The organism is Streptomyces sp. NBC_01092 (genome assembly GCF_045039535.1).
Lineage (GTDB): Bacteria > Actinomycetota > Actinomycetes > Streptomycetales > Streptomycetaceae > Streptomyces.
In genome coordinates this window covers 6,239,435-6,263,421 of sequence record NZ_CP108659.1, presented here as the reverse complement: position 1 = coordinate 6,263,421, position 23,987 = coordinate 6,239,435, and the positions used below count along the sequence as shown (strand labels likewise).

The window sequence follows — 23,987 nt, the reverse complement described above, 5'->3', positions numbered from 1 at the left end:
CGTTTTCAGACGTATGCAGTTGTGCAGCACTTGTTTTCACACTTGCAGGGTTCTGGAGCAGGGCAACCCTTTGGGCCCAAGGAGGGCTTATGGCTACCGGAACCGTGAAGTGGTTCAACGCCGAAAAGGGCTTTGGCTTCATCGCCCAAGAAGGCGGCGGCCCCGACGTCTTCGTTCACTACTCCGCGATCAACGCGAGCGGCTTCCGCTCGCTGGAGGAGAACCAGCAGGTCTCCTTCGACGTGACCCAGGGCCCGAAGGGCCCGCAGGCGGAGAACGTCACCCCCGTCTGATCAGTTCGATCAGTCTGATCATTCGGTCTCGGAGCCTGGTGCTTTGATCCGGAACTAATAGCAGTACCCAAGGAGCCCCGTGCCGCAAGGCAACGGGGCTCCTGCCTTTGCATCCCCTCGCGAGGGCTAGATGTGCTGCATGACCAGCACGAACGTCGTCCCGGGCGCGAGCGCCTCGTACGAGTGCGGCACATCCCCGCGATACGTCATGTAGTCGCCGGGCCCCAGCTCGGCCTCCTCACCCAGGGGCCCCGCCTTCACCCGCCCCGTGCTGACGATCAGATGCTCCACGGACCCCGGAATGTGTGGCTCCGACTCCCTGGCCGGGCCCGGTTCCACGCTCAGGTGATAGAGGTCCCGGCGGGCGCCGGGCGGGCTCGCGGAGAACAGGGTGGCCACGAAGTCCGCCCGCTCCGACGCGACGGTGGGCCCTTCGCCGGCTCTGATCACGTGAACCGACGTGGCCGGCGGCTCCACCAGCGCGCTGAACGGCACACCGAGCGCGACACCCAGCGCCCACAGCGTCTCCACGCTGGGGTTCCCGCTGCCCGCCTCCAGCTGGGACAGCGTGGACTTCGCGATCCCGGCCCGCTTGGCCAGCTCCGACAGCGACAGCCCGGCCCGGGTGCGCTCGCGGCGCAGGGCGGCGGCGATCCACGTGAGCGGCTCGCTCATCCTGGTTCCCTCCCGTTGTTCGCTATACAGGTACGTTCGTTCGTCTTGACGAACGGTCGACCCTTGTTCATTCTGGAAAACATGCGTTCGCCACTCCGAACACCGATGATGGCACCCCTGGTCCGCGACAGCGCACTGGTCTGGCTGGCCAGCGGTGTCGTCGGCATCTCCTTCGGCGCGATCTCGGTGGCCGGCGGGCTGCCCGTCTGGGTGCCGGTGGTGATGTCGCTGATCGTGTACGCGGGATCGGCGCAGTTCAGCGCGGTCGGCGTGCTGCTGGCCGGGGGCGGGCCGCTCGCCGCGGTGACCACCGGACTGCTGCTGAACACGCGCACGGCGGCCTTCAGCCTCGCCGTGGCCGACGTCATCGGCGGCCGGAGCCGGGCCGCCCGCCTCCTCGGCGCCCACCTCGTCACCGACGAGACGGTCGCCTTCACCCTCGCCCAGCCGGATCCGGTACGGCGCCGGGCGGCGTTCTGGGTGAACGGGCTCGGCCTGTTCGCCGCCTGGAACACCGGCGTCCTGGCCGGGGCGCTCGCCGGAACAGCGCTCGGCGACACGGCGACGTACGGCCTCGACGCCGCCTTCCCGGCCGTCCTGGTGGCACTGGTCCTGCCCACTCTGCGCACGGACGCCCGCATACGGCGGTGCGCGTTGATCGGCGCCGCGCTGGCCCTGGCGGTGACGCCAGCCGTCCCGGCGGGAGTACCGGTGGTGCTGGCGCTGGCGGGACTGGTCCTGTACGGCCGTAAGGAGGTCTCGGCGTGAATGCCACGGTCGCCATGATTCTGGCGCTGGCGGTGGGGACGTATGCCTTCCGGCTGGTCGGCCCGGTGCTGCACGGGCGGGTCGCCCTTCCCGCGCGTGTCCAGGAACTGCTGGCCGCCGCCGCGGTGGTGCTGCTGGTCGCGCTGCTGGCGACGGGCGGGCTCACGGAGGGCGGCGGCTTCGCGGGGTGGGCGCGGGCGATCGGGGTGCTGGTCGCGGGTGCACTGGCGTGGCGCGGGGCGCCGTTCCCGGTGGTGGTGCTCGGGGCGGCCGGGGCCACCGCGCTGCTGCGGGCGGCGGGGTTGGCGTGAGGCGCCCCATGGGAGAATGCCCAGGTGACAAGCAGTAACGAGAACAACAACGGGGCAGAGGGCGGGACTCCCGCCGACAACAGTTTGGCGATGGGCCTGTCGGTCGGCCTTGCCCTCGGCACGAGCATCGGGCTCGTCTTCGGAATGTTCATCTTCGACAACCTGGCGCTCGGGCTCGCCCTGGGCATGACGCTGGGCAGCGCCGTCGGGACGGCGATCGGGGTCGGCCGGACGCGGACGGGTGAGCCGGAGGAGAGCGGCGAATAGTCACCGGCTTCGCTAGGGTCCCCGGCCATGACCGAAGCCGACTTCCTCACCACCACCCGCACCTTCTACGACGCCATCGCCGAGGACTACGCGACCCTCTTCCAGGACGAGCTGAAGAGCAGGCCCGTGGAGCGGGCGGTCCTGGCGGTGTTCGCCGAACTCGTCGACGGAGACGGCCCGGTGGCCGACCTGGGCTGCGGTCCCGGTCGGACGACCGCGCGCCTCGCCGCGCTGGGGCTGCCCATGTTCGGGGTCGATCTGTCGGAGTCGATGCTCGCGATCGCCCGCCGCGAGAACCCGGGGCTGCGTTTCGAGCAGGGCTCGATGCTGGAGCTGGACCTGCCCGACGGCACACTGGCCGGCGCCATGTCCTTCTACTCGTCCATCCACACGCCCGTGGACCGGCTCCCGGCCCTCTTCGCCGAGTTCCACCGCGTGCTGGCCCCGGGCGCGCCGCTGCTCGTCGCCTTCCAGGCCGGTGACGAGCACCGGCACCACGACCGGCCGTTCGGCCACCCGGTCGCGCTCACCTTCCAGCGGCGCCGGCCGGAGGACATGGCCGAGCTGCTGACGGGTGCCGGTTTCGCCCTCGTCTCCCGGACGGTGCGCGAGGCGGACCCGGCGCTCGACGAGACGTCTCAGCAGGCGTTCCTGATCGCCCGGAAACCGGCGGCCTAAAGGACCCCCGCCAGGTCCTTCGCCGCGATGTACCCGAACGTCATCGCCGGGCCGATCGTCGAGCCCGCGCCCGCATAGCTGTGCCCCATGACGGCCGCGCTCGCGTTGCCGGCGGCGTACAGCCCCCGGATCACCGAGCCGTCCTCCCGCAGCACCCGGGCGCGGGCGTCCGTGAGCAGGCCGCCCTTGGTGCCGAGGTCGCCGGGGACGATGCGGAAGGCGTGGTACGGGGGCAGCCAGAGCGGGGCCAGGCAGGAGTTCGGCAGCACGTACGGGTCCGTGTAGTAGTGGTCGTAGGCGCTGTCGCCGCGCTGGAAGTCGGGGTCCTTGCCTTTCAGCGCCTGGGAGTTGAAGCGGTCCACCGTGGTCCGCAGCGCTGCCGCCGGGACGCCGATCGAGGCGGCGAGCGCGTCCAGGGTCCAGGCCTTGTGCGCGGCGCCCGAGTCGTACCAGGCGCCGGGCAGGGGCAGGGTCGGCAGGACGTCCTTGAAGAGGTAGCGGTTGCGGTAGTGCTGGTCGACGATCAGCCAGGACGGGATGGCCGGGCTGGTGTCGTTGACGTCGTACATCGTGTGGACGACGTCGCTGTAAGGGGCGGCCTCGTTGACGAAGCGGGCGCCGGCGGCGTTGACCAGCAGGCCGCCGGGGAGGGTGCGTTCGGCCAGGCAGAAGTACGGCTGGCCGGGGAGCGGGATCGCCGGGCCCCACCAGGCGTCGTCCATGAGACCGAGGGCGGCGCCGAGCCGCTGCCCGGCCCGGATGCCGTCGCCGGTGTTCTCCTTCGCGCCGACCGTCCAGTCCGTGCCGATCGGCGCACGCTGGTAGTGCTCGCGCATGGCCGCGTTGTGCTCGAAGCCCCCCGAGCCGACGATCACCCCGCGGCGGGCGCGCACCAGGGCGGGAGCGCCGTCCCGGGTGACGACCGCCCCGCTCACGGCGCCGCCCTCGACGTACAGGTCGGTCAGCGGCGTGTCGAGCCACACGGGCACTCCCGCCGAGCGCAGCCCCAGCCGCAGCCCGGCCGCCAGCGACTGGCCCATGGTCAGGGGTTTCTCCCCGCGCAGGGCGGCCGCCGTACCGCGTGCGAGGCACTGCGCCGCGACGGCGGCCCCCTTGGCGTTCACCGCGGCCAGGGCCAGCCACTTGTAGTCCGCGCTGAAGACGACCATCCCGGCGGGCACGTCCATGTACGGCGGGTTCAGGTTCGCCAGCTCGGCGCCCAGGAGGTTGCCGTCGAGCTGGTCGGGTTCGACGGAACGGCCGTTCGGGAGGCCGCCGGGCAGCTCGGGGTAGTAGTCGCTGTACCCGTCCATCCAGCGCAGGCGCAGCGGGCTGTGGGCCATGACGAAGGAGAGCATCGCCGGGCCGTGGGCGAGGAAGGCCTGCTGCCGGTCCGCGGGCACGTCCGGGCCCACGACGGCGGACAGATAGGCGGCGGCCTTCGCGGGGGTGTCCGGCACGCCCGCCGCGAGGAGCACGGAGTTGTTGGGGATCCAGATCCCGGCACCGGACCGGGCCGCGGATCCGCCGAAGGTGGGCGCCTTCTCCAGCACCACACAGCTCAGGCCCTGCCGGGCGGCGGTAAGGGCGGCGGTCATGCCGGCGGCGCCCGAGCCGATCACCACGACGTCGTAGGTACCGAGAAGAGGCACGTCCGCCGCATGAGCGGCCGTCACTCCGAGGGAGGCCGTGACCGTACCCGCGGCGGCGCCGGCGAGGACGTGTCTCCTGGAAGGGTGCGCGCTGGTGGTCATGGAGGCAGCTCCCGCCTGGACGGCTCCACATTTCTGAGGGTGTGTCAGAAATGCGAATGTGACGCGAATGCCCGGTGAAGTCAAGCGCCGGGCAAGGGAGTTGTGGTCCGAGTCGTACGTGTTTGGGTCGGCACCCGCTCCCTCCCCGCCATGGTCCGGACTCCGGCGGGGGCGAGGAGCGGGTTGCCGCCCGGGCCCGTCCAGGATCGTCGTACATCGGGCAAAGCCCAGTCAATCCTTGGGATTTGTCGCCGTACCCAAGTGTTTACTTGGGTCTCATGACCCTGGATGACCTGCGGGTGTTCGTGGCCGTGTGCCGGGCCGGGAGTCTCAGCTCGGTGGCGCGGGAGCTGGGATGCACACAGTCGGCCGTGAGCCAGCACGTGAAGCGGCTGGAGCGGGAGACCGGCGTCGCGCTGCTGGAGCGCCAGCCCCGGGGAGTCGTGCCGACGCAGGCGGGACGGGTGCTGGAGGCCGCGGCCGCGGAGGGGATATCCGGGCTGGACCTGGCGGTACGGCGGCTGCGGGATCTCGTCGACGGCGAGAGCGGGCACGTGCGGGTGGCGACGGGCGCGACGACCGTACGGCACTTCATGTCGGAGGCCGTCGTCGCGTACCGGCGCCGGCATCCCCGGGTCAACCTGGAGTTCCGGACGGTGAGTTCGGGCCGGGGCAGCTTCGACGCGCTGGCCGACGGCACGCTCGACCTGGCCTGGATCACCCTCGGCCCGCCGGTGCGCGGCATCGAGCAGCGGCCGGTGGTGGAGCTGCCGTGGGTGCTGGCGCTGCGGGCCGACGATCCGCTCGCCGAGCGGCCGTACGTCGACGCCGGCGCCGACCTGGACGGCGTACGGCTGATCCGGCTGCCGCCGAACTCCGCCTCCGCGGCTCATCTGGACGCCGCCTGCGCCGAGCTGGGTGTGCGGTTCGCGCACGACACCAGCGTCGCCGACTGGGACACGGCGCTGCTGCTGGCCGAGCTGGGAGTCGGGCGGGCGGTCGTGCCCGCGCTGCCGGGGCTGGCGGTCCCCGGCGACGGCGGCCTGCGCCTGATCCCCCTCCCCGCGCTGCGTCCGCTGCCCGTGGGCTGGGCCGTCCGCCGCTGGGACGCGCTCAGCCCGCCGGCCCGGGCGTTCGCGGATCTGGTGGAGAGTCACCGCGCCCCGGGCCGCCGGGGCTGACTACTCCAGGCCTTGCTGCTCGCAGTCCGCCTTGTACGCGGAGGTGCAGATCTGGTCGGCGGTGTAGACGCCGTCCTTGATCACCGTTTCCTCGATGTTGGCCTTCGTCAGGGCGACCACCGCCACCAGGTGTGCCGGGATGTCGTCCTCGGTGGGGCTGTCGACCGACTCCTGGGTCAGCGAGTCGAACTCCAGGTCGCGGCCCTGCACCTTGTACACGGCCATCTTCGCGGCGTTGGTCGCCTCCTGCAGGAAGGGCTTGTACACGGTCATGAACTGCTCGCCCGCGACGATCCGCTGCACCGCGTCCAGGTTCGCGTCCTGCCCGGTCACCGGCGGGATCTTGCTCGCGCCCGCCTCCTTGAGCGCGTCGATGACCGCGCCGGCCATGCCGTCGTTCGCCGAGTAGACGGCGCCGATGTCGCCGAGCCCGACGGCGGCTATCGCCTTCGCCATGTTGGCCTTGGCGACGTCGGGCGACCACTTCGTGGTGTCGTACTTCTTGACGATGTTCACCGCGCCGTCGAGCTCCGCGAGGGCGCCCTCCTTGAACCGGTCCGTGTTCGGGTCGGCGGGGTCGCCGTTCATCATGACGACCTTGCTGCTCGCCGCCTTGTCACCGAGTTCCTCGACGAGGGAACGGCCCTGGACCTCGCCGACGAGTTCGTTGTCGTGGGAGACGTACGCGTCGATGGGCCCCTCGGCGAGGCGGTCGTAGGCGATGACCGGGATGCCCGCGTCCTTCGCCTTCTGCACGCCCGAGGCGATGGCCTTGGCGTCCACGGCGTCGACCAGGACGACGTCCACCTGGTCGTCGATCATCTGCTGGAACTGCTCGCTCTGCTTCTCGGGGCTCGCCTCGGCGTTGGCGTAGACGACCTTGCCCTTGCCGTCGGTGAGGGTGCCGACTTCCTTCTTGATGAGCGGGTAGTCGAACTTCTCGAAGCGCGCGGTGTCCTTGTCGGGCAGCAGCAGGCCCACCGTGATGTCGTCACCCTTCTCCGGCGACGCCGAGCTGTCACCGCCCCCGATGCCGTCGATGACGCCGCACGCGGTGAGCGACATCGCCGAGGCGGAGGCGAGCAGGGCTGTGCCGACACGGCGTACGGCGGCGATACGGGGGGTGCGAGCGTTCACTACTGGGCCTTCCGAGCTGAGGAGCGGCGTTGCTACCCGGTGTGGCGGTAGCCAACGCGGGGACGGCATGTCACGTCAAGCGGTTGTCGTAACGAGACTGCAACCGTTTGCTCCGTTCACGGTTCCGCGTCCCGTCGGCCACGCCCGCCGCTACTTGGCGTACAGCTCCTCCACCTCGGTCGCGAAGTCCCGCATGACCGCCTCTCGCCGCAGCTTCATCGACGGCGTCAGATGTCCCGCCATCTCCGTGAAGTCCGTCGGCAGGATCGCGAAACGGCGGATCGACTCCGGCCGGGACACCAGCTTGTTCGCCTCGTCCACCGCTCGTTGCAGGATCGCCCTCAACTCGGGGTCGTCCACGAGGAGTTCGGCGGGTACGGAGTGCTTGCCGTTCATCCGGCGCCAGTGGGTGACGCCGTCCATGTCCAGGGTGATCAGCGCGCAGACGTAGGGGCGGCGGTCGCCCAGGACCATGCACTGGGAGATCAGGGGGTGCGAGCGCAGCCAGTTCTCCAGGGGTGCCGGGGCCACGCTCTTGCCGCCCGCCGTGATGAGGAGTTCCTTCTTGCGGCCGGTGATCGTCAGATAGCCCTCGTCGTCCAGGGCGCCGATGTCCCCGGTCGGCAGCCAGCCGTCCGCCGCCGCCGGGACGACGCCGCCCGCGGAGGGGTCCCAGTAGCCGCGCAGCACCTGGTCGCCGGCGATGAGGATCTCGCCGTCGGCGGCGATGCGGACGCGGGTGCCGGGCAGCGGCCAGCCGACCGTGCCCAGGCGGGGCTTGAGCGGGGGCGTGACGGTGGCCGCGGCGGTCGTCTCCGTGAGGCCGTAGCCCTCGTAGATCTCGATGCCCGCTCCGGCGTAGAACGCGGCGAGGCGCCGGCCGAGCGGGGAGCCGCCGCAGATCGCGTACCTCACGCGGCCGCCCATCGCGTTGCGGATACGGCGGTAGACCAGCGGGTCGTAGAAGGCGCGGGCGGTCTTGAGGGCCGTGTTCGGGCCGCCGCCGGTCCCGGACGCGCGGGCCTCCAGCGCCTCGCCGTAGCGCTCGGCGACCGATGCCGCGCGGTCGAAGGACGAGACACGGCCGCCCGTCTCGGCCTTGGCGCGGGCGGAGTTGAAGATCTTCTCCAGCATGTAGGGGATGGTCAGCAGGCAGGTCGGGCGGAAGGCGGCGAGGTCCGGCAGCAGGTCCTCCGCCTTCAGGCTCGGCGCGTGGCCGAGGCGCACCCTGGCCCGTACACAGGCCACCGCCACCATCCGCCCGAAGACGTGCGACATCGGCAGGAAGAGGAGCACCGACGCCTCTTCGCTGGTCCGCGCCTTGAAGATCGGGTAGAGCAGCTCGATCGCGTTGTCCACCTCGGCGAAGAAATTGGCGTGCGTCAGCGCGCAGCCCTTGGGGCGCCCGGTCGTGCCCGAGGTGTAGATGAGCGTCGCCAGCGTGTCCGGCACCAGCATGCCGCGCCGCACGCCGACCTCCCCGTCCGGCTGCTGCGCGCCGAACTCCTCCAGGCGCTCCACATGGCCCTTGTCCATCACCCACATGTGCCGCAGGTCGGGCACCCGGTCCAGCTCGGGGCCGAGGGCGGCGGCCTGGGCGGCGGTCTCGGTGACCAGGGCCACCGCGCCGGAGTCCTGGAGGATCCAGCGGGTCTGGAAGACGGAGGAGGTCGGGTAGACGGGGACGGTCACCAGCCCGGCCGCCCATGCGGCGAAGTCGAGGAGCGTCCACTCGTAGCGGGTGCGCGCCATGACGGCGATCCGGTCCCCGGGCACCAGCCCCTCGGCGATCAGCCCCTTCGCCACCGACTGCACCTGGTCGGCGAACTCCGCCGCCGTGACGTCCGCCCAGCGCCCGTCCTCGCCCTTGCGGCTGAGGACCACGGCGTCGGGAGCCGCGTCCGCGTTGTCGAAGGGCAGGTCCGCGAGGGAGCCGTGGGTGACCGGCGGCGCGAAGGGCGGTACGTACGCCTCCCTGACGACGCCGTCCAGCCGCCGCGTCTCGGGCTGTACCAGGTGCGGTCCGGGAGCGTCGTCGTAGGCCGCCGAGGGGGCGAAGGAGGGAAGCGAGGTGGACACGGGCGGCTCCTGCGACGGGCGTGCAGCGAGGGAACGCTTGCTGCATGACGTACGTACCTCGCGCACCGTGGCGTTCACCTGCGGAGGCCGGCGGAAAAGGGTTACCGCTGGTTAGGCAGGCGATCGTACGGCTCGCGCGTGTGGGGGTTGTGCGGGTTCGGCGGTGGTCCGGGGCCGGGGATGTGCAACCTCGGGGGTTATGTGAGGAGTACTCAGCTTCGTCTCACCCCATCCTTACCTCCGCTCCAGGATCGCCGTCACGCCCTGTCCGCCGGCCGCGCAGACCGAGATCAGCCCGCGCCCCGAACCGCCGTTCTGAGCGAGCGACTTGGCCAGTGTCGCCACGATCCGCGCGCCGGTCGCCGCGAAGGGGTGACCGGTCGCCAGGGACGAGCCGGTGACGTTGAGGCGGGCGCGGTCCACGGGGTCGAGCCCCCGCTTCTCCCACGCCGCCAGCGTGGCCAGCACCTGGGACGCGAAGGCCTCGTGGATCTCGACGAAGTCGAAGTCGGCGAGGGCGAGTCCGGCCCGCTCCAGCATGCGCGGAACGGCGTACGCCGGTGCCATCAGCAGCCCGTCCTCGCCGTCCGCCACATCGCCCCGCACGAAGTCCACGGCGGCCGTCTCGTAGGCGGTGAGGTAGGCCAGCGGCTCCAGCCCCCTGCTCTGCGCCCACTCCTCGCTCGCCAGCAGCACGAGCGCCGCCCCGTCCGTCAGCGGCGTCGAATTGCCCGCCGTCATCGTCGGTTCGGGCCTGTCCAGGCCGAACACCGGCTTCAGCGCGGCGAGTTTCTCCGGTGTCGAGCCCGGGCGCAGGTTCTGGTCCCGGTCCAGCCCCCGGAAGGGCACCACCAGGTCCTGGAAGAAGCCGCGTTCGTACGCCGCCGCCAGCCGCTGGTGACTCGTCGCCGCCAGCTCGTCCTGGGCCTCGCGCGTCACGCCCCACGCCCGTGCCGTGACGGCGGCGTGCTCGCCCATGGAGAGCTTGGTGCGCGGCTCGGCGTTGCGCGGGATGTCCGGGACGAGGTGGGAGGGCCGTACGCGGGCGAGTGCCTTGAGCCGACCGCCGAGCGACCTGGCCCGCCGCGCCTCCAACAGGATGCGTCGCAGCTCGTCGTTGACGCCGAGAGGCGCGTCGCTCGCCGTGTCCGCGCCACCGGCGATCGCCGAGTCGGTCTGACCGAGCGCGATCTTGTTGGCGGCGGCGATGACGGCCTGCAGTCCCGTGCCGCAGGCCTGCTGGATGTCGTACGCGGGCGTGCGCGCGTCCAGCTTCGAGCCGAGGACGGTTTCGCGGGCGAGATTGAAGTCGCGGCTGTGCTTGAGGACGGCCCCGGCGACGAACTCCCCGACCGCGCCCGGATCGCCCAGCTCGTACCGCTCGACGAGGCCGTCGACCACGGCCGTGAGCATGTCCTGGTTGGACGCGGTGGCGTACGAGCCGTCGGAGCGCGCGAAGGGGACCCGGGTGCCGCCGATGATCGCGACGCGCCGGACCGCCGGCGCCAACAGGGAGCTCATCTCCACCCACTCCTCACGTACAGCATGGGATTACCTCCGGTAACCTTACTCCGGAGTCAGTACTGGATCGCACTGGGAGTGGGCCATGGCCGACCGCTATCTCAGCTTCACCGGCACGGCGCCCGGCCGCTTCCTCACCCGCCGCCTCGGGCTGCCCCAGCCGACGGCCCTCAGACGCTGGTCGCCGCAGCGCCCCGCCCTGGAGGGCGACCGGCTCCTCCTCACCGCCGGCAAGTCGGACCTCGACCTCGCCGGCACGGGCCTGGACCTCACGTGCGCCGCCGAGCAGCCGGCCGCCGTCCTGCTGGACGCCACCGGAGTCCGGGACGTCGAGTCGCTGTCCGAGGTGCACGCCGCCCTGCACCCGGTCGTGCGGTCGGTCGCGGACAGCGGCCGCGTCGTCGTCCTCGGCGCGCCCCTCGACCCCGCCGACCACCACCAGGCGGCCGTCCAGCAGGCCCTGGAGGGCTTCACGCGCTCGCTCGGCAAGGAGATCGGCCGCGGCCGAACGGTGAATCTGGTCCGGCTGACGGACGCGCGCGCCGCCCGGTCGACGCTGGACTTCCTTCTCTCACCCAAGTCGGCCTACGTCAGCGGACAGGTCGTCGAGGTGGGTCCGGCACCGGTCACCGGCGCCGCGTCCGACGACCCCGACCACCCTCTGACCGGCCACACCGCCCTGGTCACCGGCGCCGCGCGCGGCATCGGTGCGGCGGTCGCCGAGACGCTGGCCAGGGACGGTGCCCGGGTCGTCGTCCTGGACGTGCCGCAGGCCGAGCAGGACGCGCGGCGCCTGGCCGACCGGCTCGGCGGAACCGCCCTCGCGCTCGACATCACCGCCCCCGACGCGGGCGAGCGCATCGCGGCCGCGCTGCCCGACGGCCTTGACGTGCTGGTCCACAACGCCGGGATCACCCGCGACCGGCGGCTGGTCAACATGCCCGCCGAGCGCTGGAGTTCGGTCCTGGACGTCAACCTCGCGAGCGTGCTGCGCACGACGGACGCGCTGCTGGCGAGCGGGGCCCTGAGGCGGGGCGGCCGGATCGTGGCGACGGCGTCGATCGCGGGGCTTGCCGGGAACGCCGGCCAGACGAACTACGGCGCGAGCAAGGCGGGCGTGGTCGGCCTGGTCCGTGCCCTGGCTCCGCGCGCGCTCGCCGAGCACGGGGTGACGGTCAACGCGGTGGCGCCCGGCTTCATCGAGACGAAGATGACCGCGGCGGTCCCGCTGTTCATCCGGGAGGCGGGGCGCCGGATGAACTCCCTCGCGCAGGGCGGGCTGCCGGTCGATGTCGCCGAGACGACTGCCTGGCTGGCGGATCCGGGCTCCGGGGCCGTCAACGGCCAGGTCGTACGCGTATGCGGCCAGAGCCTGCTGGGGGCCTGATGGATCTCGTGCTCACCGCTGCTCCTTCCCTTCCGCCCCTGCTCACCCGGGGCGCCCTGCTGTCACCCTTCAAACGCCCGAGCCCCGACGCGGAGTTCCCGCGCACCCGGCTCGTGTTGCCGGGGCTGCGGGTGGACCTCGCCCGGCTCGCCGCGTACGAGCGGGTGTGCGGGTTCCCCACCGGGGAGGACGCCCTACCGGTGACGTACCCGCATGTGCTGGGCTTTCCGCTGGCGATGCGGCTGATGAGCAGCCGGGAGTTTCCGCTGCCGCTGCTCGGTCTCGTCCACACGTCGATCTCGATCACCCAGCACCGGCCCGTGGCGGCCACCGGGGAGTACGAACTCACCGTGCGCGTCGACGGCTTGACGCCGCACCGGCGCGGTACGGAGGCCGCCGTGAGCACTGCGATACGGGCCGGCGAGGAGACCGTATGGGAGTCGAGAAGCACCTATCTGGCCCGGCATCGCACCCGGCACCAGGCCCCCGAGTCCGCTCGGGAGGCGGGGAAGCCGCTGCCCGACGTCGCCGAATGGCGCATCGCCGGGGATGTCGGCCGTCGCTACGGTGCCGCCTCGGGTGACTGCAACCCCATCCACCTGCACCCCTTCACCGCCCGCCTGTTCGGCTTTCCGCGTGCCATCGCGCACGGCATGTGGACGGTGGCCCGCTGTCTCGCCGCACACGGTGTGCCCGAACGGGCGCAAGTGAAGGCGGAGTTCAGGGCGCCGGTGCTCCTGCCGGGGACCGTGACGTACGCCGCGGAGGGCGGTCGGTTCGAACTGCGGAGCGGCGCGGACCGGCTGCACCTGGCCGGGGAGGTCTATCCGCTCACTTCGTGAGCGGCGTCCGGCGGCGTCCAGCGCCGGCCGTCCATGAGGTTGCCCAGCCCAGACCAGGCGAAGTTCATCAAGGTCGCCGCCGCCGCTCTCGCCGTCACGCCCGGCGTGGCGTTGGCCCAGGCGGCGAGCGACTCGGCGGCGCCGACCAGGGCTTCGGCGAGACCTGCGACCTCGCTCTCGGGGAGGTCGGGGTCGCGGTGCGCCTCCCGGGCGGCCGCGAGGATCAGCTGGGTCACGAACGCCACGATCTCCGCGCGCATCGCGGCGGCCTCGGAGGCGAACGGCTCGCCGTGGGTGCGGGCCTGGAGGTGCAGGACGGACCAGCCGTCCGGGTTCTGCGCGGTGTGCGTGAAGAACGCGCCGAGGCCTTCCCAGAGCTGGCGGTCCGCGGGCAGCTCGCGTCGCACGCCGGCCCGCACGGCGGCGGTGAGGGCGGCCGCCTCGCGGCGTATGCAGGCCGTGAAGAGGTCTTCCTTCGAGTTCAGGTACAGGTACACCAACGGCTTGGAGACGCCCGCGAGTTCGGCGATCTCGTCCATCGACGCGGCCATGTACCCGCGCTGCCCGAAGGTCAGCACGGCGGCATCGAGCATCTGCTGCTCACGGACGGCCCGCGGCATCCGCTTGGTCTTCACGGCACCCATGGCGCTCAGCGTACGGGCCGGGAGGCAGATCCCACCCGGCCCGCTGCGAACCGCTGCGCTACTCCTCGCCGCTCACGTCGTCGGCGAACCGCGCCACCCGGTCCGCCCACTGCTGCCCGTCCCCGGACGGCAGGGCCGTCATCCGGGGCAGCAACTGCGCGGCGAGCAGGGTGGACAGGGCCGAGGTGTCGGCGTTCGTGCCGTCGGTCCGTACGACGACCGGCTGCGGGGCCCTGCCGGCGAGCTTCGCGCCCACCTCCAGGCGACGCCGGGCGAGTTCGTACTGCAGGACGGCGCGGTTGTCGCGGTAGGCCTTGGCGAGGGCACGCTGGGCGCGGGCCTCGTTCTCGGCGGCGATCAGGCCGCTGCGGCCCCGCGTCTCGATCTCGAACCGCACCCGCTGGGCGTTGGTCTCCTGCTCCTCCAGCAGCTGCGCGACCTCCTCACGGGCCCGGTTCAGCGCGGCCCTGACCTCGACGATCCGGGCGTCCCGCACCTTCTTGGCCCGCTCGATGTCCATACCCAGCTGGTCGATCCGGCGCTTGCGGATCAGGCCCCACTCCTGCTCGTACGCCGTGCGCTCCTTGGCGACCCGCTCCCGGGTGGCCAGGTGCTGCTGGTACTGCGCCGGCAGCTGCACGTCCGGGATGTTGGAGCCGGTGATGCGCACGCCGTAGCCGGACAGCTGACGGTTGAGCAGTTCCTGCATGTCGGCGACGTCCGAGCCGCGCAGGTCGTACGCCCGCTCGGTGCGCATCTTGCGCGCCCGCTGCCGGATCGCGTCCTGTACGGCGCTGGAGAGCACCAGGTCGAAGTTGCCCGCGCCGATCGTGCGGACGAACAGCACGGCGTCGTTGATGCGGAATTTCAGGAAGAACTCGATGGAGCGCAGCGGCACGTTCTCCTGCGTCGGGCAGGCCATGACCGGTGCGGAGTACGGGATCTCGGTGGCGGTGTCGACGACGAAGTCGACCCTGGACCAGGGGTGCCACAGGTAGTGGCGGCCGGCGTCCAGGGTGCGGGTGACGGCGCCGTAGCGGGTCAGCACGCCGTTGGTGCCCTGCTCGATCTCGACGATCGAGGAGCGCCACCACCACAGCGCGCCGATCACCAGCAGGAGCGCGCCGCCGATGTAGGAGAGGGTGGCCAGGGTGCCGTAGGCGAGGTCCCCGGCGACCGACTCGGAGTCCACCGCGCCCAGCGTCAGCATCAGGCCCATCAGCAGGGCGTAGACGCCGAGCCACAGCGGCAGCATCCACCACAGGCGGCGCCGGTGGCGCGGGATGATGACCGGGATCAGGGTGTCGGCCTCGCCGCCGCGCAGCAGCCGCGCGATGTCGCTCCAGGGGGCGACCTTCTCCGAGATGACCGACCGGCGGTGGGAGGAACGGGCGGTGCTCACTGGTCGGCCCCCTCGGAGACGTCAGAGCTGATGGAGCTGTCGGGGCTGCCGGAGCCGTCGGAGCTGTCGGTCGATTCGGGCTGTTCGGGCACCTGCGGCACCGTCGGCCGGTCCGCCGCCAGCAGCACGCCGATCTCCGTCTCGCGCGCGGCGATCCGCTCGGACACCTCGCCGAGACGCTCCCGTACGGCGGCCATGTCCGCGTCGGTAAAGAGTTCCGTGCCGCGCTCGCCGACCAACTCGCGGGCCAGCTCCAGGAAGTCGATGCCGGCGCCGCCGCCGGCGTCCGTCGCGCCGCCGATGCGCACCAGCCGCGGCAGGTGGTCGGCGACCTGCTCCAGCGTGTCCAGCACCTGCTGCTGGTAGCGGTACTCGAGGATCTCCGGCGCCTGGGCCGTGGTCACCGCGCGGATGTCGAGGGCCTGCGCCTCCAGCAGGGCCGCGTTGGCCTTCGCCTCCGACTCGGCCTGTACGTAGCGCTGGCGGGCGAGCGCCTCGGCGCGGTTGGTCTCGCGCTCCACGGCCGTGTCCATCTGCGCCTGGTACTGGGCGATGTCGGCCTGGATCGCGGACAGCGTCTCGTGGCTGGAGGCGAGTTCGCGGGTGAGGTCACCCTCGTCCTGCTCCTTGCGGAGCTGGAGCGCGTACTCGTGCGTGTACGCCTCCTTGGCCACGCGCACCATCTCGGGCGCCGCCAGGTCCATGCGGTAGCGCTGGTCGGAGGGCTCGGCGTGGGTGATGTTGGCGTTGGTGAGCTCGACGGCCGGGCGGAACTGCTGGTTGAGCAGGTCCAGCAGGCGGCCGGTGTCCTCGCCGACCATGTCGTAGATGCCGGCGGCTTCCTGCTCGTAAACGAGGGTGCGGATCGTCTCGCTCACCGCGTTGCTCAGCTTCTCCTCGAAGCCGCGCACCGCGCCCAGCGTGTAGACGAACTCGGTCGGGTCGCTGATCCGGAACTGGATGAACAGGTCGATCGACGCCTTCACGCCGCCCTTGGTCGGTGCCTCGCGCACCGGCGCGTTGAACGGGTACTCGATCGTGGTGTTGACGATGTACGACACCCGCTTCCACGGGCTCAGCAGCACGATGCGGCCCGGTCCGACGACCTTCTCCAGCTTGCCGAAGCGGGTGATCATCGCTTGGCAGCCGTCGGGGACCATGACCATGCCCTGGCGCCACCACACGAAGGCGATCGCGCACACCGCGATGACCCAGTAGTGCACGCCGAACAGCGGGTTGGTCAGCACGTCCGCACCGGACGCCGCCACGATTCCCGCGCCGACCGCGCCCAGCAGGAGCAGCGTCAGCACCGGCAGCATGGAGAAGATCGAGCGGCCCTTGGGGATCACCATCGGGCAGATGGCGTGCACCGTCCCGGTGCCCTCGCGCACCTGCTCGCTGCGGCCGAGCGCCTCCCCGGCCTCGTCCAGCGGCACGGTCTTCTGCCGCATGACGGTTGCCGTGGAGCCGCCCTGTTCCCGGGCGGCCGGGAAGTCGGCCGGGTCGATGCCCTGGCCCTGGAGGTCGTACTCCTCGCCGCCGTCTCCCCGTGTCCCCCGTCCGCCGATCTGCCGGCGCAGTTCGTCCTGCGCGGCCGACCGCGGATCGGTTCCGGTCACGACGGCCTCGGCAACGCGTCGTGCGCTCTTTTCCGCCTGCGCGCGCGCTCGTGCCACGGTTCCCCCTTACGTCACGAATGCCGGTGCGAACAGCCGTTCCACCGACGTGGATCCGGACAAGCGTAAGGGGCTGGCCTGCGCGGTTACCGACAGGTCTCGTCGCCGGTACGCGCCGGGGCGGCTTGCGGCGCGCTAGGCCTGTCGTTTGGATCAGGCCGGCTGAGAGAAGCTGCGCCTTTCAGCCGACCCGAGCGGGGCCTGGTGTGTGCAGCTGCAAGGCGGAGGAGGGAGTCGACGCGGTGGGGGCACCTCCCGGCCGAAGGCTGGGGGACGTCGGCAACCGACGACAACGCGGCTGGGGGTCCCCCCTGCTCGAAGAGCTCGGGGGAGTCCGTGCCAGGCCCCGCGACGCCAGGATGATCCAAACGACAGGCCCTAGGAGGTCTGGCCCTGCGCGCGGGTCGTGTCGTCGGCCACGTCCTCCTGGCTGCGGCTCGCGTCCAGGTTTGCCTTCATACGGTCGACGCGCTGGACGATCCCGGCGGAGGCGCGGTCGCGTTCCCCCCGCAGGACGACGAAGCTGATCGGGGCCGACAGCACCAGGGAGAGCAGGACGATCCACATGCCGTTGGAGTCACCGAGGCCGCGCGGGGCGACGCCGGAGTAGACAAGGCCCCAGACGACCACGAGGCAGCCCACGAAGATCCCGAGGCGCATCAGTGTGTAGCGGAGCATCTCAATCCACTCTTCCGATTCCAAAAAGGGCCACTGCCCAGTGAAGCACGGAGGGCCGCCGATCCTGCAAGGGGGTCAGGACGGGGTCCGGTGGAGCGGCAGCAGCATGATCACGTCGTCGCGGTCGTCGCCCGGCGCGACCCGGATGGCGTCCGGGATCCGGCCGACCTCCTTGTAGCCGCAGGAGCCGTAGAAGCGCTCCAGGCCGAGGCCGGCCCGGCAGGTGAGCCGGATCGCGTCGATGCCGTCGAAGGTGCGGGCCGACTCCTCGGCGGCGGCCAGCAGGTCGCGGCCGTAGCCCTTGCCCTGGTGCCGGGGGTGCACCTGCACCGTGTACAGCCACACCCAGTGCTTCATCAGCCGGTGCGTGTTGAAGGTGAAGAACGCCGTCGCGGCGACCTCGCCGGCCTCGCCGTGCCCGACCAGCAGCCGGCAGCGCCCTTCGGCCATCGCCACGAAGTGCCGAACCAGCTCCGGCCGGATCTCCTCGCGCGCCACCGGCGGCACGAACCCGACGGCTCCGCCCGCGTTGGAGACATCCGTCCACAGATCGAGGATGCCGTCACGAAGGGTGGGGGTGACGGCAGGGTCGAGAGTGAAAGTAAGGGACACAGGGCCAGCGTATGCCTTACGGGCCCCGCGTCCTCATGTCGGTCGCATCACACGCGCATGGGCTGCGGGGACTCGCGGCGCAGCGGGTCCGGGGCGTCGTACTCGCGGATGATCTCGTAGCGCGTGTTGCGCTCGACCGGGCGGAAGCCCGCGTCCCGGATCAGGTCCAGGAGGTCCTCGCGGGTCAGCTTGTTCGGGGTGCCGAAGTTGTCCGCGTCGTGGGTGATCTTGTACTCGACGACCGAGCCGTCCATGTCGTCGGCGCCGTGCTGGAGGGCCAGTTGGGCGGTCTGGACGCCGTGCATGACCCAGAAGACCTTGACGTGCGGGACGTTGTCGAACAGCAGACGCGAGACCGCGAAGGTCTTCAGGGCCTCGGCGCCGGTCGCCATCTGGGTGCGGGCCTGGAGGCGGTTGCGGACCTTGCCGTCCTTCATGTCGACGAAGTCGTGCTGGTAGCGCAGGGGGATGAAGACCTGGAAGCCGTTCGTCTCGTCCTGGAGCTCACGCAGGCGCAGGACGTGGTCGACGCGGTGACGCGGCTCCTCGATGTGGCCGTACAGCATGGTGCTCGGGGTCTTCAGACCCTTTTCGTGCGCCAGGCGGTGGATGCGGGACCAGTCCTCCCAGTGGGTGCGGTGGTCCACGATGTGCTGACGCACTTCCCAGTCGAAGATCTCCGCGCCGCCGCCGGTGAGGGATTCGAGCCCCGCGTCGATGAGCTCGTCGAGGATCTCGCTCGCGCTCAGCCCGCTGATCGTCTCGAAGTGGTGGATCTCGGTGGCGGTGAAGGCCTTCAACGACACATGCGGCAGGGCCGCCTTCAGCTCCCGCAGCGAGCGCGGGTAGTAGCGCCACGGCAGGTTCGGGTGCAGGCCGTTGACGATGTGCAGCTCGGTGAGGTTGTCCGACTCCATCGCCTTGGCGAGCTTGACGGCCTCCTCGATGCGCATCGTGTACGCGTCCTTCTCGCCCGGCTTGCGCTGGAAGGAGCAGTACGCGCAGGAGGCCGTACAGACGTTGGTCATGTTGAGGTGACGGTTGACGTTGAAGTGGACCACGTCGCCGTTCTTGCGGGTGCGTACCTCGTGGGCGAGACCGCCGAGCCATGCAAGGTCGTCCGACGCGTACAGCGCGATGCCGTCCTCGCGGGTCAGCCGCTCACCGGAGCGGACCTTCTCCTCCAGCTCGCGCTTGAGCCCGACGTCCATGCGTACACCTCTCTCAGACAGCCTTCGTAAACCGTACTTCCCCCACCCTCCGGACGGGCGGCGCCCCCCGGACGGCGCTACGCGCCTAGTACTCCTCGGGCAGCTCGCCCACCCGGTTCTCCCACTTCGTGGAGAGCACGATGGTGGTACGGGTCCGGGACACGCCCGTCGTCCCGCTGAGCCGTCGGATGATCTTCTCCAGGCCGTCCACGTCCGCCGCCCGCACCTTGAGCATGTACGAGTCGTCGCCCGCGATGAACCAGCAGTCCTCGATCTCGCCCAGGTCCCGCAGGCGGTTCGCCACGTCCTCGTGGTCGGTGGCGTCGGACAGCGAGATGCCGATCAGCGCGGTGACGCCGAGACCGAGCGAGGCGGCGTCGACGGTGGCGCGGTAGCCGGTGATGACGCCGGCCGCCTCCAGCCGGTTGATGCGGTCGGTGACGCTGGGACCCGACAGTCCGACGAGGCGTCCCAGCTCCGCGTAGGAGGCCCGGCCGTTCTCCCTCAGGGCCTGGATGAGCTGCCTGTCCACCGCGTCCATGCGATTCGAAGCCTTCCGCTGAAGAGGTCTGACGTACTTGCTGAACTGAGCCTTGAAGTGATGGGTTCTGCTGGTACCGCGTGCTGCGGCGGCGTGCCGGTCAGGTGGAACGGGCGCCGCCGCCCAGTTCGCCCTTCCAGCGGCGGTAGAGCCGGTGCTCGACACCCGCCGCGTCGAGGACGCGTCCGGCGACGAAGTCCACCAGGTCCTGGATGTGCGTGGCCCCCGCGTAGAAGGCGGGCGAGGCGGGCACGACGGTCGCGCCCGCGTCGTCCAGTGTCACCAGGTGGCGCAGCGTCTGCCCGTTCAGGGGCGTCTCCCGGACGGTGACGACGAGCCCGCGCCCCTCCTTCAGGGTCACGCTCGCCGCCCGCTGCAGCAGGTCCTTGGACAGCCCGAGCGCGACCCCGGCGACGCAGGCGGTGGAGGCGGGCACGATCAGCATGCCCTTCGTGGCGTACGACCCCGAGGACGGTCCGGCGGCGAGGTCCCCGGCGTTCCAGTACCGGACGTCCTCGATGTCCACGTCGAAGGTCCCGGGCTTGCCGTCGGCGCCGCGCGCGAGCCACTCCCGCAGGTCGTCCTGCCAGTGGCCGTCCCGGAACGAGATCCCCGTCTCGTCGAGCAGGGTGAGCCGCGACGCCCGGCTGACGACCAGATCGACGCTTTCCCCGGCGGCGAGGAGCGCGCGCAGGACGGCCGCGGCGTATGGGGTGCCGGAAGCGCCGGACACCCCTACGATCCAAGGCGTACGCGCCGTCTCTCCTGGCTTGACTGGGTTCACGACACCGAGCCTATCCGGCGTGGCGGGGTGGGAACCGACCAAGGGGGGCCAGGCGTTCCCGTTTGGGGACGAGTTGGTCGGTGGGGGTTGCCATGCCGGGTGTGTGGAGTGCTGAGCGCGAGTGGTCGCGAGGTGAGCGGGCGCTGACCGCGGCCAAGCTGATGCTGGGCTGGGTGGCGCTGCTGTGGCTGCTGGAAGTGGCCGACGTGATCAGCGGACACGCGCTGGACCGCTTCGGCATCGTCCCGCGCACCCCGTCCGAGCTGGTGGACGTCGTCCCGGCCGCCTTCATGCACTTCGGCTTCGCCCATGTCGCCGCGAACAGCGTGCCGCTGCTGGTCCTGGGGTTCCTCGCGGCGCTCGGGGGCATACGCCGGTTCGCCGCGCTGTGTGCGCTGATCATCGTCGCGGACGGGCTGGGCGTGTGGCTGATATCCCCGTCCGGCACGAACACCGCAGGCGCCTCCGGCCTGATCTTCGGCCTCTTCGGCTTCCTGCTGGTCACCGGGTTCGTCGAGCGGCGCCCGCTCGGCGTGCTGGCCGGCGTGCTGGTGGCCGCGGTCTGGGGCGGCTCCATCCTGGCGGGCCTCGCCCCGACCCAGTCCGGCGTCAGCTGGCAGGGGCATCTGGTGGGGCTGGTCGCGGGGGTGGCGGCGGCGTTCGTGTTCCGCCGCCGCGAGGCCGACCCGCGTGCGGAGCTGCCCGTCTAGACGGTCGGTCCGCTCACCACTAGACGGTCAGTCCGCGCACCAGCAGATCGAGCAGCGCGCACACGAACAGGGCGATCCCGATGAACCCGTTGACGCTGAAGAACGCCCGGTTGAGGCGGGACAGGTCATGGGGGCGGACGATCGAGTGCTCGTACAGGAACGCGCCCGCGACGATCAGCAGACCCAGCCAGAAGAAGGCACCCGCGTCCGTGGCCACGGCGTACCAGGCGAACAGGGCCGTGGTGACGGTGTGGCAGACCCGGGCTCCCCAGATCGCCGCCGGGATGCCGAAGCGTGCCGGGACCGACATGACGCCGATCTCGCGGTCGGTCTCGACGTCCTGGCAGGCGTAGATCAGGTCGAAGCCGCCGATCCAGATGCCGACGGCGAGGCCGAGGATCACCGCGTCCCAGGACCAGGTTCCGGTGACGGCCAGCCAGCCGCCGACCGGGCCCATCGCCTGGGCGAGACCCAGGATGGCCTGCGGGAAGTTCGTGAAGCGTTTGCCGTAGGGGTAGACCACCATCGGGATCACCGCGATGGGGGCGAGGGCAAGACACAGCGGGTTCAGCAGGGCCGCCGAGCCCAGGAAGATCACCAGGGCGATCAGGGCGCCGGTCCAGGCGTGCCGTACGGACATCGCGCCCGTGACCAGCTCCCGGTGCGCGGTCCGGGGGTTTCGCGCGTCGATCTCGCGGTCGATGATCCGGTTCACGGCCATCGCGAAGGTGCGCAGGCCGACCATGCAGATCGTCACCAGGAGCAGCCTCCCCCAGTGGATATTGCTGTCGAGCTGGAACATCGCCGTCAGCGCGGCGATGTACGCGAACGGCAGCGCGAACACCGAGTGCTCGATCATGACGAGGCGGAGGAACGCCTTCGTCCGTCCAGGCTGCGGGATCGCGGCGGAGGCGCTGCTCACAGGCCGTACTCCTTCCAGCGGCGGTCGACCTTCGCCGCCGTCTCCGGGTCGGACTCCACCATGTCGGGCCACCCGCCGTCGCGGGTGTAGCCCTCCTCGGGCCACTTCTTCGTCGCGTCGATGCCTGCCTTGCCGCCCCAGAACTGCTGGTAGGAGGCATGGTCGAGATGGTCGACGGGACCTTCGACGACCGTCAGGTCGCGGGCGTAGTCGGTGTTGCCGAGGGCCCGCCAGGCGACCTCGTGCAGATCGTGCACGTCACAGTCGGAGTCGACGACCACGATCAGCTTGGTCAGGGACATCATGTGCGCGCCCCAGATCGCGTGCATCGTCTTCTGGGCGTGCTTGGGGTACTTCTTGTCGATCGAGACGATCGCGCAGTTGTGGAAGCCGCCGGCTTCCGGCAGGTGGTAGTCCACGATGTCCGGGACGATGATCTTCAGCAGGGGGAGGAAGAAGCGTTCCGTCGCACGACCCAGGGGGCCGTCCTCCGTCGGCGGCCGGCCTACGACGATCGACTGGAGCAGGGGTCGGCGCCGCATGGTCACGCAGTCGATCTTCAGGGCCGGGAACGGCTCCTGCGGCGTATAGAAGCCGGTGTGGTCGCCGAAGGGGCCCTCCGGCAGCATCTCCCCCGGCTCCAGCCACCCCTCCAGCACGACCTCGGCCTGCGCCGGGACCTGGAGCGGGACGGTGTTGCAGTCGACCATCTCGATCCGCTTGCCGGCGACGAAGCCGGCGAACAGGTACTCGTCGATGTCACCGGGGAGCGGGGCGGTGGACGCGTAGCTCACGGCGGGCGGACATCCGAAGGCGATGGCGACCGGCAGCCGCTCGCCCCTCCTCGCCGCGACCTGGTAGTGGTTGCGGCTGTCCTTGTGGATCTGCCAGTGCATGCCGATGGTGCGCTTGTCGTGGCGCTGGAGGCGGTACAGACCGAGATTCCGTACGCCGGACTCCGGGTCCTTGGTGTGGGTGAGGCCCAGGTTGAAGAAGGAGCCGCCGTCCTTGGGCCAGGTGAACAGGGCCGGCAGCCGGTCGAGGTCGACCTCGTCGCCCTGCAACACGACCTCCTGCACCGGCGCGTCGGACGACTTCACCTTCTTCGGCGGCACGTGCGTCATCGAGCCGAGCTTCCCAAAGGCCTCGCGCACCCCGACGAACCCGTGCGGCAGCTCGGGCTTGAGCAGCCCGCCGATCTTGTCGGAGATGTCGCCGTAGGACTTGAGCCCCAGGGCCTTCAGCAGTCGCCGGTCGGTGCCGAAGACGTTCATCGCGAGGGGCATCGAGGAGCCCTTCACGTTCTCGAAGAGCAGCGCGGGACCGCCGGACTTCTGCACCCGGTCGACGATCTCCCCGACCTCCAGATACGGATCGACCTCGGCCTTGATGCGCTTGAGGTCGCCCTCGCGCTCCAGCGCCCTGAGCAGGGAACGAAGATCGTCGTAAGCCATGGGGTCAAGTATCCCCGAGCGGCTACCCTGGCCATTGACCCGGGGGCCGTGCCCCCGGTCCGCCGACCGTTTCGCTGAGAGGGCCCATGCTCCGGGTGCTGATGTTCCTCGTGCCACTGGCGCTGAGCGTGTACGCGTTCATCGACTGCATCAGCACGAAGGAGGACGACATCCGCCACATGCCCAAGCCGCTGTGGGCGATCCTCGTGCTGGTGTTCCCGCTGGTCGGCTCGATCTCCTGGCTGATCGCGGGCAAGAAGCGCAGCCCCGCCGCGGAGGGCTGGTCCGGCGTACGGGACCGCCGGCAGCAGCAGTGGGTCGCGCCGGACGACAACCCGGAGTTCCTGAAGTCGCTGGACGAGGACGACGACGACAAGAAGAAGCGCGACGAGCCCTGACCGGGCGCGCCGGGCACGTCACCCTCAACGCGAGCGAAGCTGTTGCTGCGGGTCGGCGGGTA

General features: G+C 71.0%; 25 protein-coding genes. 10 read left to right on the top strand and 15 right to left on the bottom strand.

Annotated elements, in window-relative coordinates; genetic code table 11:
- Positions 1-89 precede the first annotated feature (89 nt).
- Positions 90-293 carry a cold-shock protein gene (locus OG254_RS28625; RefSeq protein ID WP_003992177.1) on the top strand — a complete coding sequence of 68 codons (204 nt, stop codon included), beginning with the start codon at positions 90-92 and terminating at the stop codon, positions 291-293.
- 126 nt (positions 294-419) lie between these two features.
- On the opposite strand, the gene OG254_RS28620 is transcribed toward OG254_RS28625, so the two are convergent.
- The gene (locus OG254_RS28620; RefSeq protein WP_405587189.1) at positions 420-968 is read right to left on the bottom strand and encodes a helix-turn-helix domain-containing protein; all 549 of its coding nucleotides are present in this window, start codon (positions 966-968) and stop codon (positions 420-422) included.
- 81 nt (positions 969-1,049) lie between these two features.
- Here OG254_RS28620 and OG254_RS28615 point away from each other — a divergent pair, with 81 nt between their 5' ends.
- The 4 genes from OG254_RS28615 to OG254_RS28600 are packed head-to-tail and all read left to right on the top strand — an operon-like array spanning position 1,050 to position 2,992.
- Positions 1,050-1,736 (top strand): AzlC family ABC transporter permease, encoded by a 687-nt coding sequence (locus tag OG254_RS28615; RefSeq protein WP_405587186.1) that lies wholly within the window; start codon positions 1,050-1,052, stop codon positions 1,734-1,736.
- Between the two features lie 14 nt (positions 1,737-1,750).
- Positions 1,751-2,047, top strand: a complete 297-nt coding sequence (locus OG254_RS28610; RefSeq protein ID WP_405595239.1) for an AzlD domain-containing protein — start codon at positions 1,751-1,753, stop codon at positions 2,045-2,047.
- A 24-nt stretch (positions 2,048-2,071) separates the two neighbouring features.
- Positions 2,072-2,314, top strand: a complete 243-nt coding sequence (locus OG254_RS28605) for a hypothetical protein (RefSeq protein ID WP_405587184.1) — start codon at positions 2,072-2,074, stop codon at positions 2,312-2,314.
- A gap of 27 nt (positions 2,315-2,341) precedes the next feature.
- Positions 2,342-2,992, top strand: a complete 651-nt coding sequence (locus OG254_RS28600; RefSeq protein ID WP_405587181.1) for a class I SAM-dependent methyltransferase — start codon at positions 2,342-2,344, stop codon at positions 2,990-2,992.
- On the opposite strand, the gene kstD is transcribed toward OG254_RS28600, so the two are convergent.
- The gene (gene kstD / locus OG254_RS28595; protein ID WP_405587178.1) at positions 2,989-4,746 is read right to left on the bottom strand and encodes a 3-oxosteroid 1-dehydrogenase; all 1,758 of its coding nucleotides are present in this window, start codon (positions 4,744-4,746) and stop codon (positions 2,989-2,991) included. The two genes, OG254_RS28600 and kstD, sit on opposite strands and share 4 nt — an antisense overlap.
- A gap of 278 nt (positions 4,747-5,024) precedes the next feature.
- Here kstD and OG254_RS28590 point away from each other — a divergent pair, with 278 nt between their 5' ends.
- The gene (locus OG254_RS28590) at positions 5,025-5,927 is read left to right on the top strand and encodes a LysR family transcriptional regulator (RefSeq protein ID WP_405587175.1); all 903 of its coding nucleotides are present in this window, start codon (positions 5,025-5,027) and stop codon (positions 5,925-5,927) included.
- Here the strand turns inward: OG254_RS28590 and OG254_RS28585 are convergent, their stop codons facing one another.
- The 3 genes from OG254_RS28585 to OG254_RS28575 form a co-directional block, all read right to left on the bottom strand.
- The gene (locus OG254_RS28585; RefSeq protein ID WP_405587172.1) at positions 5,928-7,064 is read right to left on the bottom strand and encodes a sugar ABC transporter substrate-binding protein; all 1,137 of its coding nucleotides are present in this window, start codon (positions 7,062-7,064) and stop codon (positions 5,928-5,930) included. It lies immediately after the preceding gene.
- 150 nt (positions 7,065-7,214) lie between these two features.
- Positions 7,215-9,143, bottom strand: coding sequence for an AMP-dependent synthetase/ligase (locus OG254_RS28580; protein WP_405587169.1), 1,929 nt, complete (start codon positions 9,141-9,143; stop codon positions 7,215-7,217).
- A gap of 234 nt (positions 9,144-9,377) precedes the next feature.
- Positions 9,378-10,664: an acetyl-CoA C-acetyltransferase gene (locus OG254_RS28575; RefSeq protein ID WP_405587166.1), complete on the bottom strand. Its 1,287-nt coding sequence runs from the start codon at positions 10,662-10,664 to the stop codon at positions 9,378-9,380.
- Between the two features lie 85 nt (positions 10,665-10,749).
- On the opposite strand from OG254_RS28575, the gene OG254_RS28570 reads away from it, so the two are divergent.
- Together OG254_RS28570 and OG254_RS28565 are read left to right on the top strand one after the other, a co-directional pair.
- A complete protein-coding gene (locus tag OG254_RS28570) occupies positions 10,750-12,051 on the top strand; it encodes a 3-oxoacyl-ACP reductase (RefSeq protein ID WP_405587164.1) in 1,302 nt (433 codons plus the stop codon).
- Positions 12,051-12,893 carry a MaoC/PaaZ C-terminal domain-containing protein gene (locus tag OG254_RS28565; protein WP_405587161.1) on the top strand — a complete coding sequence of 281 codons (843 nt, stop codon included), beginning with the start codon at positions 12,051-12,053 and terminating at the stop codon, positions 12,891-12,893. The genes OG254_RS28570 and OG254_RS28565 overlap by 1 nt, the downstream gene beginning before the upstream one ends.
- Here OG254_RS28565 and OG254_RS28560 read toward each other — a convergent pair.
- From OG254_RS28560 to OG254_RS28525, 8 genes are all read right to left on the bottom strand, one after another.
- Entirely contained in the window at positions 12,875-13,537 is a 663-nt protein-coding gene (locus OG254_RS28560; RefSeq protein ID WP_405587158.1) for a TetR/AcrR family transcriptional regulator, read from the bottom strand. The genes OG254_RS28565 and OG254_RS28560 overlap by 19 nt on opposite strands.
- A 58-nt stretch (positions 13,538-13,595) precedes the next feature.
- Positions 13,596-14,939, bottom strand: a complete 1,344-nt coding sequence (locus OG254_RS28555) for an SPFH domain-containing protein (RefSeq protein WP_405587155.1) — start codon at positions 14,937-14,939, stop codon at positions 13,596-13,598.
- Positions 14,936-16,615 carry an SPFH domain-containing protein gene (locus OG254_RS28550; RefSeq protein ID WP_405587152.1) on the bottom strand — a complete coding sequence of 560 codons (1,680 nt, stop codon included), beginning with the start codon at positions 16,613-16,615 and terminating at the stop codon, positions 14,936-14,938. The genes OG254_RS28555 and OG254_RS28550 overlap by 4 nt, the downstream gene beginning before the upstream one ends.
- 378 nt (positions 16,616-16,993) lie before the next feature.
- Positions 16,994-17,293 (bottom strand): DUF4229 domain-containing protein, encoded by a 300-nt coding sequence (locus OG254_RS28545; protein WP_405587149.1) that lies wholly within the window; start codon positions 17,291-17,293, stop codon positions 16,994-16,996.
- 75 nt (positions 17,294-17,368) lie between these two features.
- The gene (locus OG254_RS28540) at positions 17,369-17,905 is read right to left on the bottom strand and encodes a GNAT family N-acetyltransferase (protein WP_405587146.1); all 537 of its coding nucleotides are present in this window, start codon (positions 17,903-17,905) and stop codon (positions 17,369-17,371) included.
- A 47-nt stretch (positions 17,906-17,952) separates the two neighbouring features.
- Entirely contained in the window at positions 17,953-19,116 is a 1,164-nt protein-coding gene (gene mqnE, locus OG254_RS28535; protein ID WP_351196836.1) for an aminofutalosine synthase MqnE, read from the bottom strand.
- Between the two features lie 85 nt (positions 19,117-19,201).
- Positions 19,202-19,657, bottom strand: coding sequence for an Lrp/AsnC family transcriptional regulator (locus tag OG254_RS28530; protein WP_147995047.1), 456 nt, complete (start codon positions 19,655-19,657; stop codon positions 19,202-19,204).
- A 100-nt stretch (positions 19,658-19,757) separates the two neighbouring features.
- The gene (locus OG254_RS28525) at positions 19,758-20,390 is read right to left on the bottom strand and encodes a UbiX family flavin prenyltransferase (RefSeq protein ID WP_405587143.1); all 633 of its coding nucleotides are present in this window, start codon (positions 20,388-20,390) and stop codon (positions 19,758-19,760) included.
- 143 nt (positions 20,391-20,533) lie between these two features.
- On the opposite strand from OG254_RS28525, the gene OG254_RS28520 reads away from it, so the two are divergent.
- Positions 20,534-21,151 (top strand): rhomboid family intramembrane serine protease, encoded by a 618-nt coding sequence (locus OG254_RS28520; protein ID WP_405587141.1) that lies wholly within the window; start codon positions 20,534-20,536, stop codon positions 21,149-21,151.
- Positions 21,152-21,170: 19 nt separating this feature from the next.
- Here the strand turns inward: OG254_RS28520 and mqnP are convergent, their stop codons facing one another.
- Both mqnP and OG254_RS28510 read right to left on the bottom strand, forming a co-directional pair.
- Positions 21,171-22,073 carry a menaquinone biosynthesis prenyltransferase MqnP gene (mqnP, locus tag OG254_RS28515; RefSeq protein ID WP_405587138.1) on the bottom strand — a complete coding sequence of 301 codons (903 nt, stop codon included), beginning with the start codon at positions 22,071-22,073 and terminating at the stop codon, positions 21,171-21,173.
- On the bottom strand, positions 22,070-23,527 hold the full coding sequence (locus tag OG254_RS28510; RefSeq protein ID WP_405587135.1) for a menaquinone biosynthesis decarboxylase: 1,458 nt from the start codon (positions 23,525-23,527) through the stop codon (positions 22,070-22,072). Before OG254_RS28510 ends, mqnP begins: the two co-directional genes overlap by 4 nt.
- 86 nt (positions 23,528-23,613) lie before the next feature.
- On the opposite strand from OG254_RS28510, the gene OG254_RS28505 reads away from it, so the two are divergent.
- On the top strand, positions 23,614-23,925 hold the full coding sequence (locus tag OG254_RS28505; RefSeq protein WP_351196846.1) for a PLD nuclease N-terminal domain-containing protein: 312 nt from the start codon (positions 23,614-23,616) through the stop codon (positions 23,923-23,925).
- The last annotated feature ends 62 nt before the right edge of the window (positions 23,926-23,987 follow it).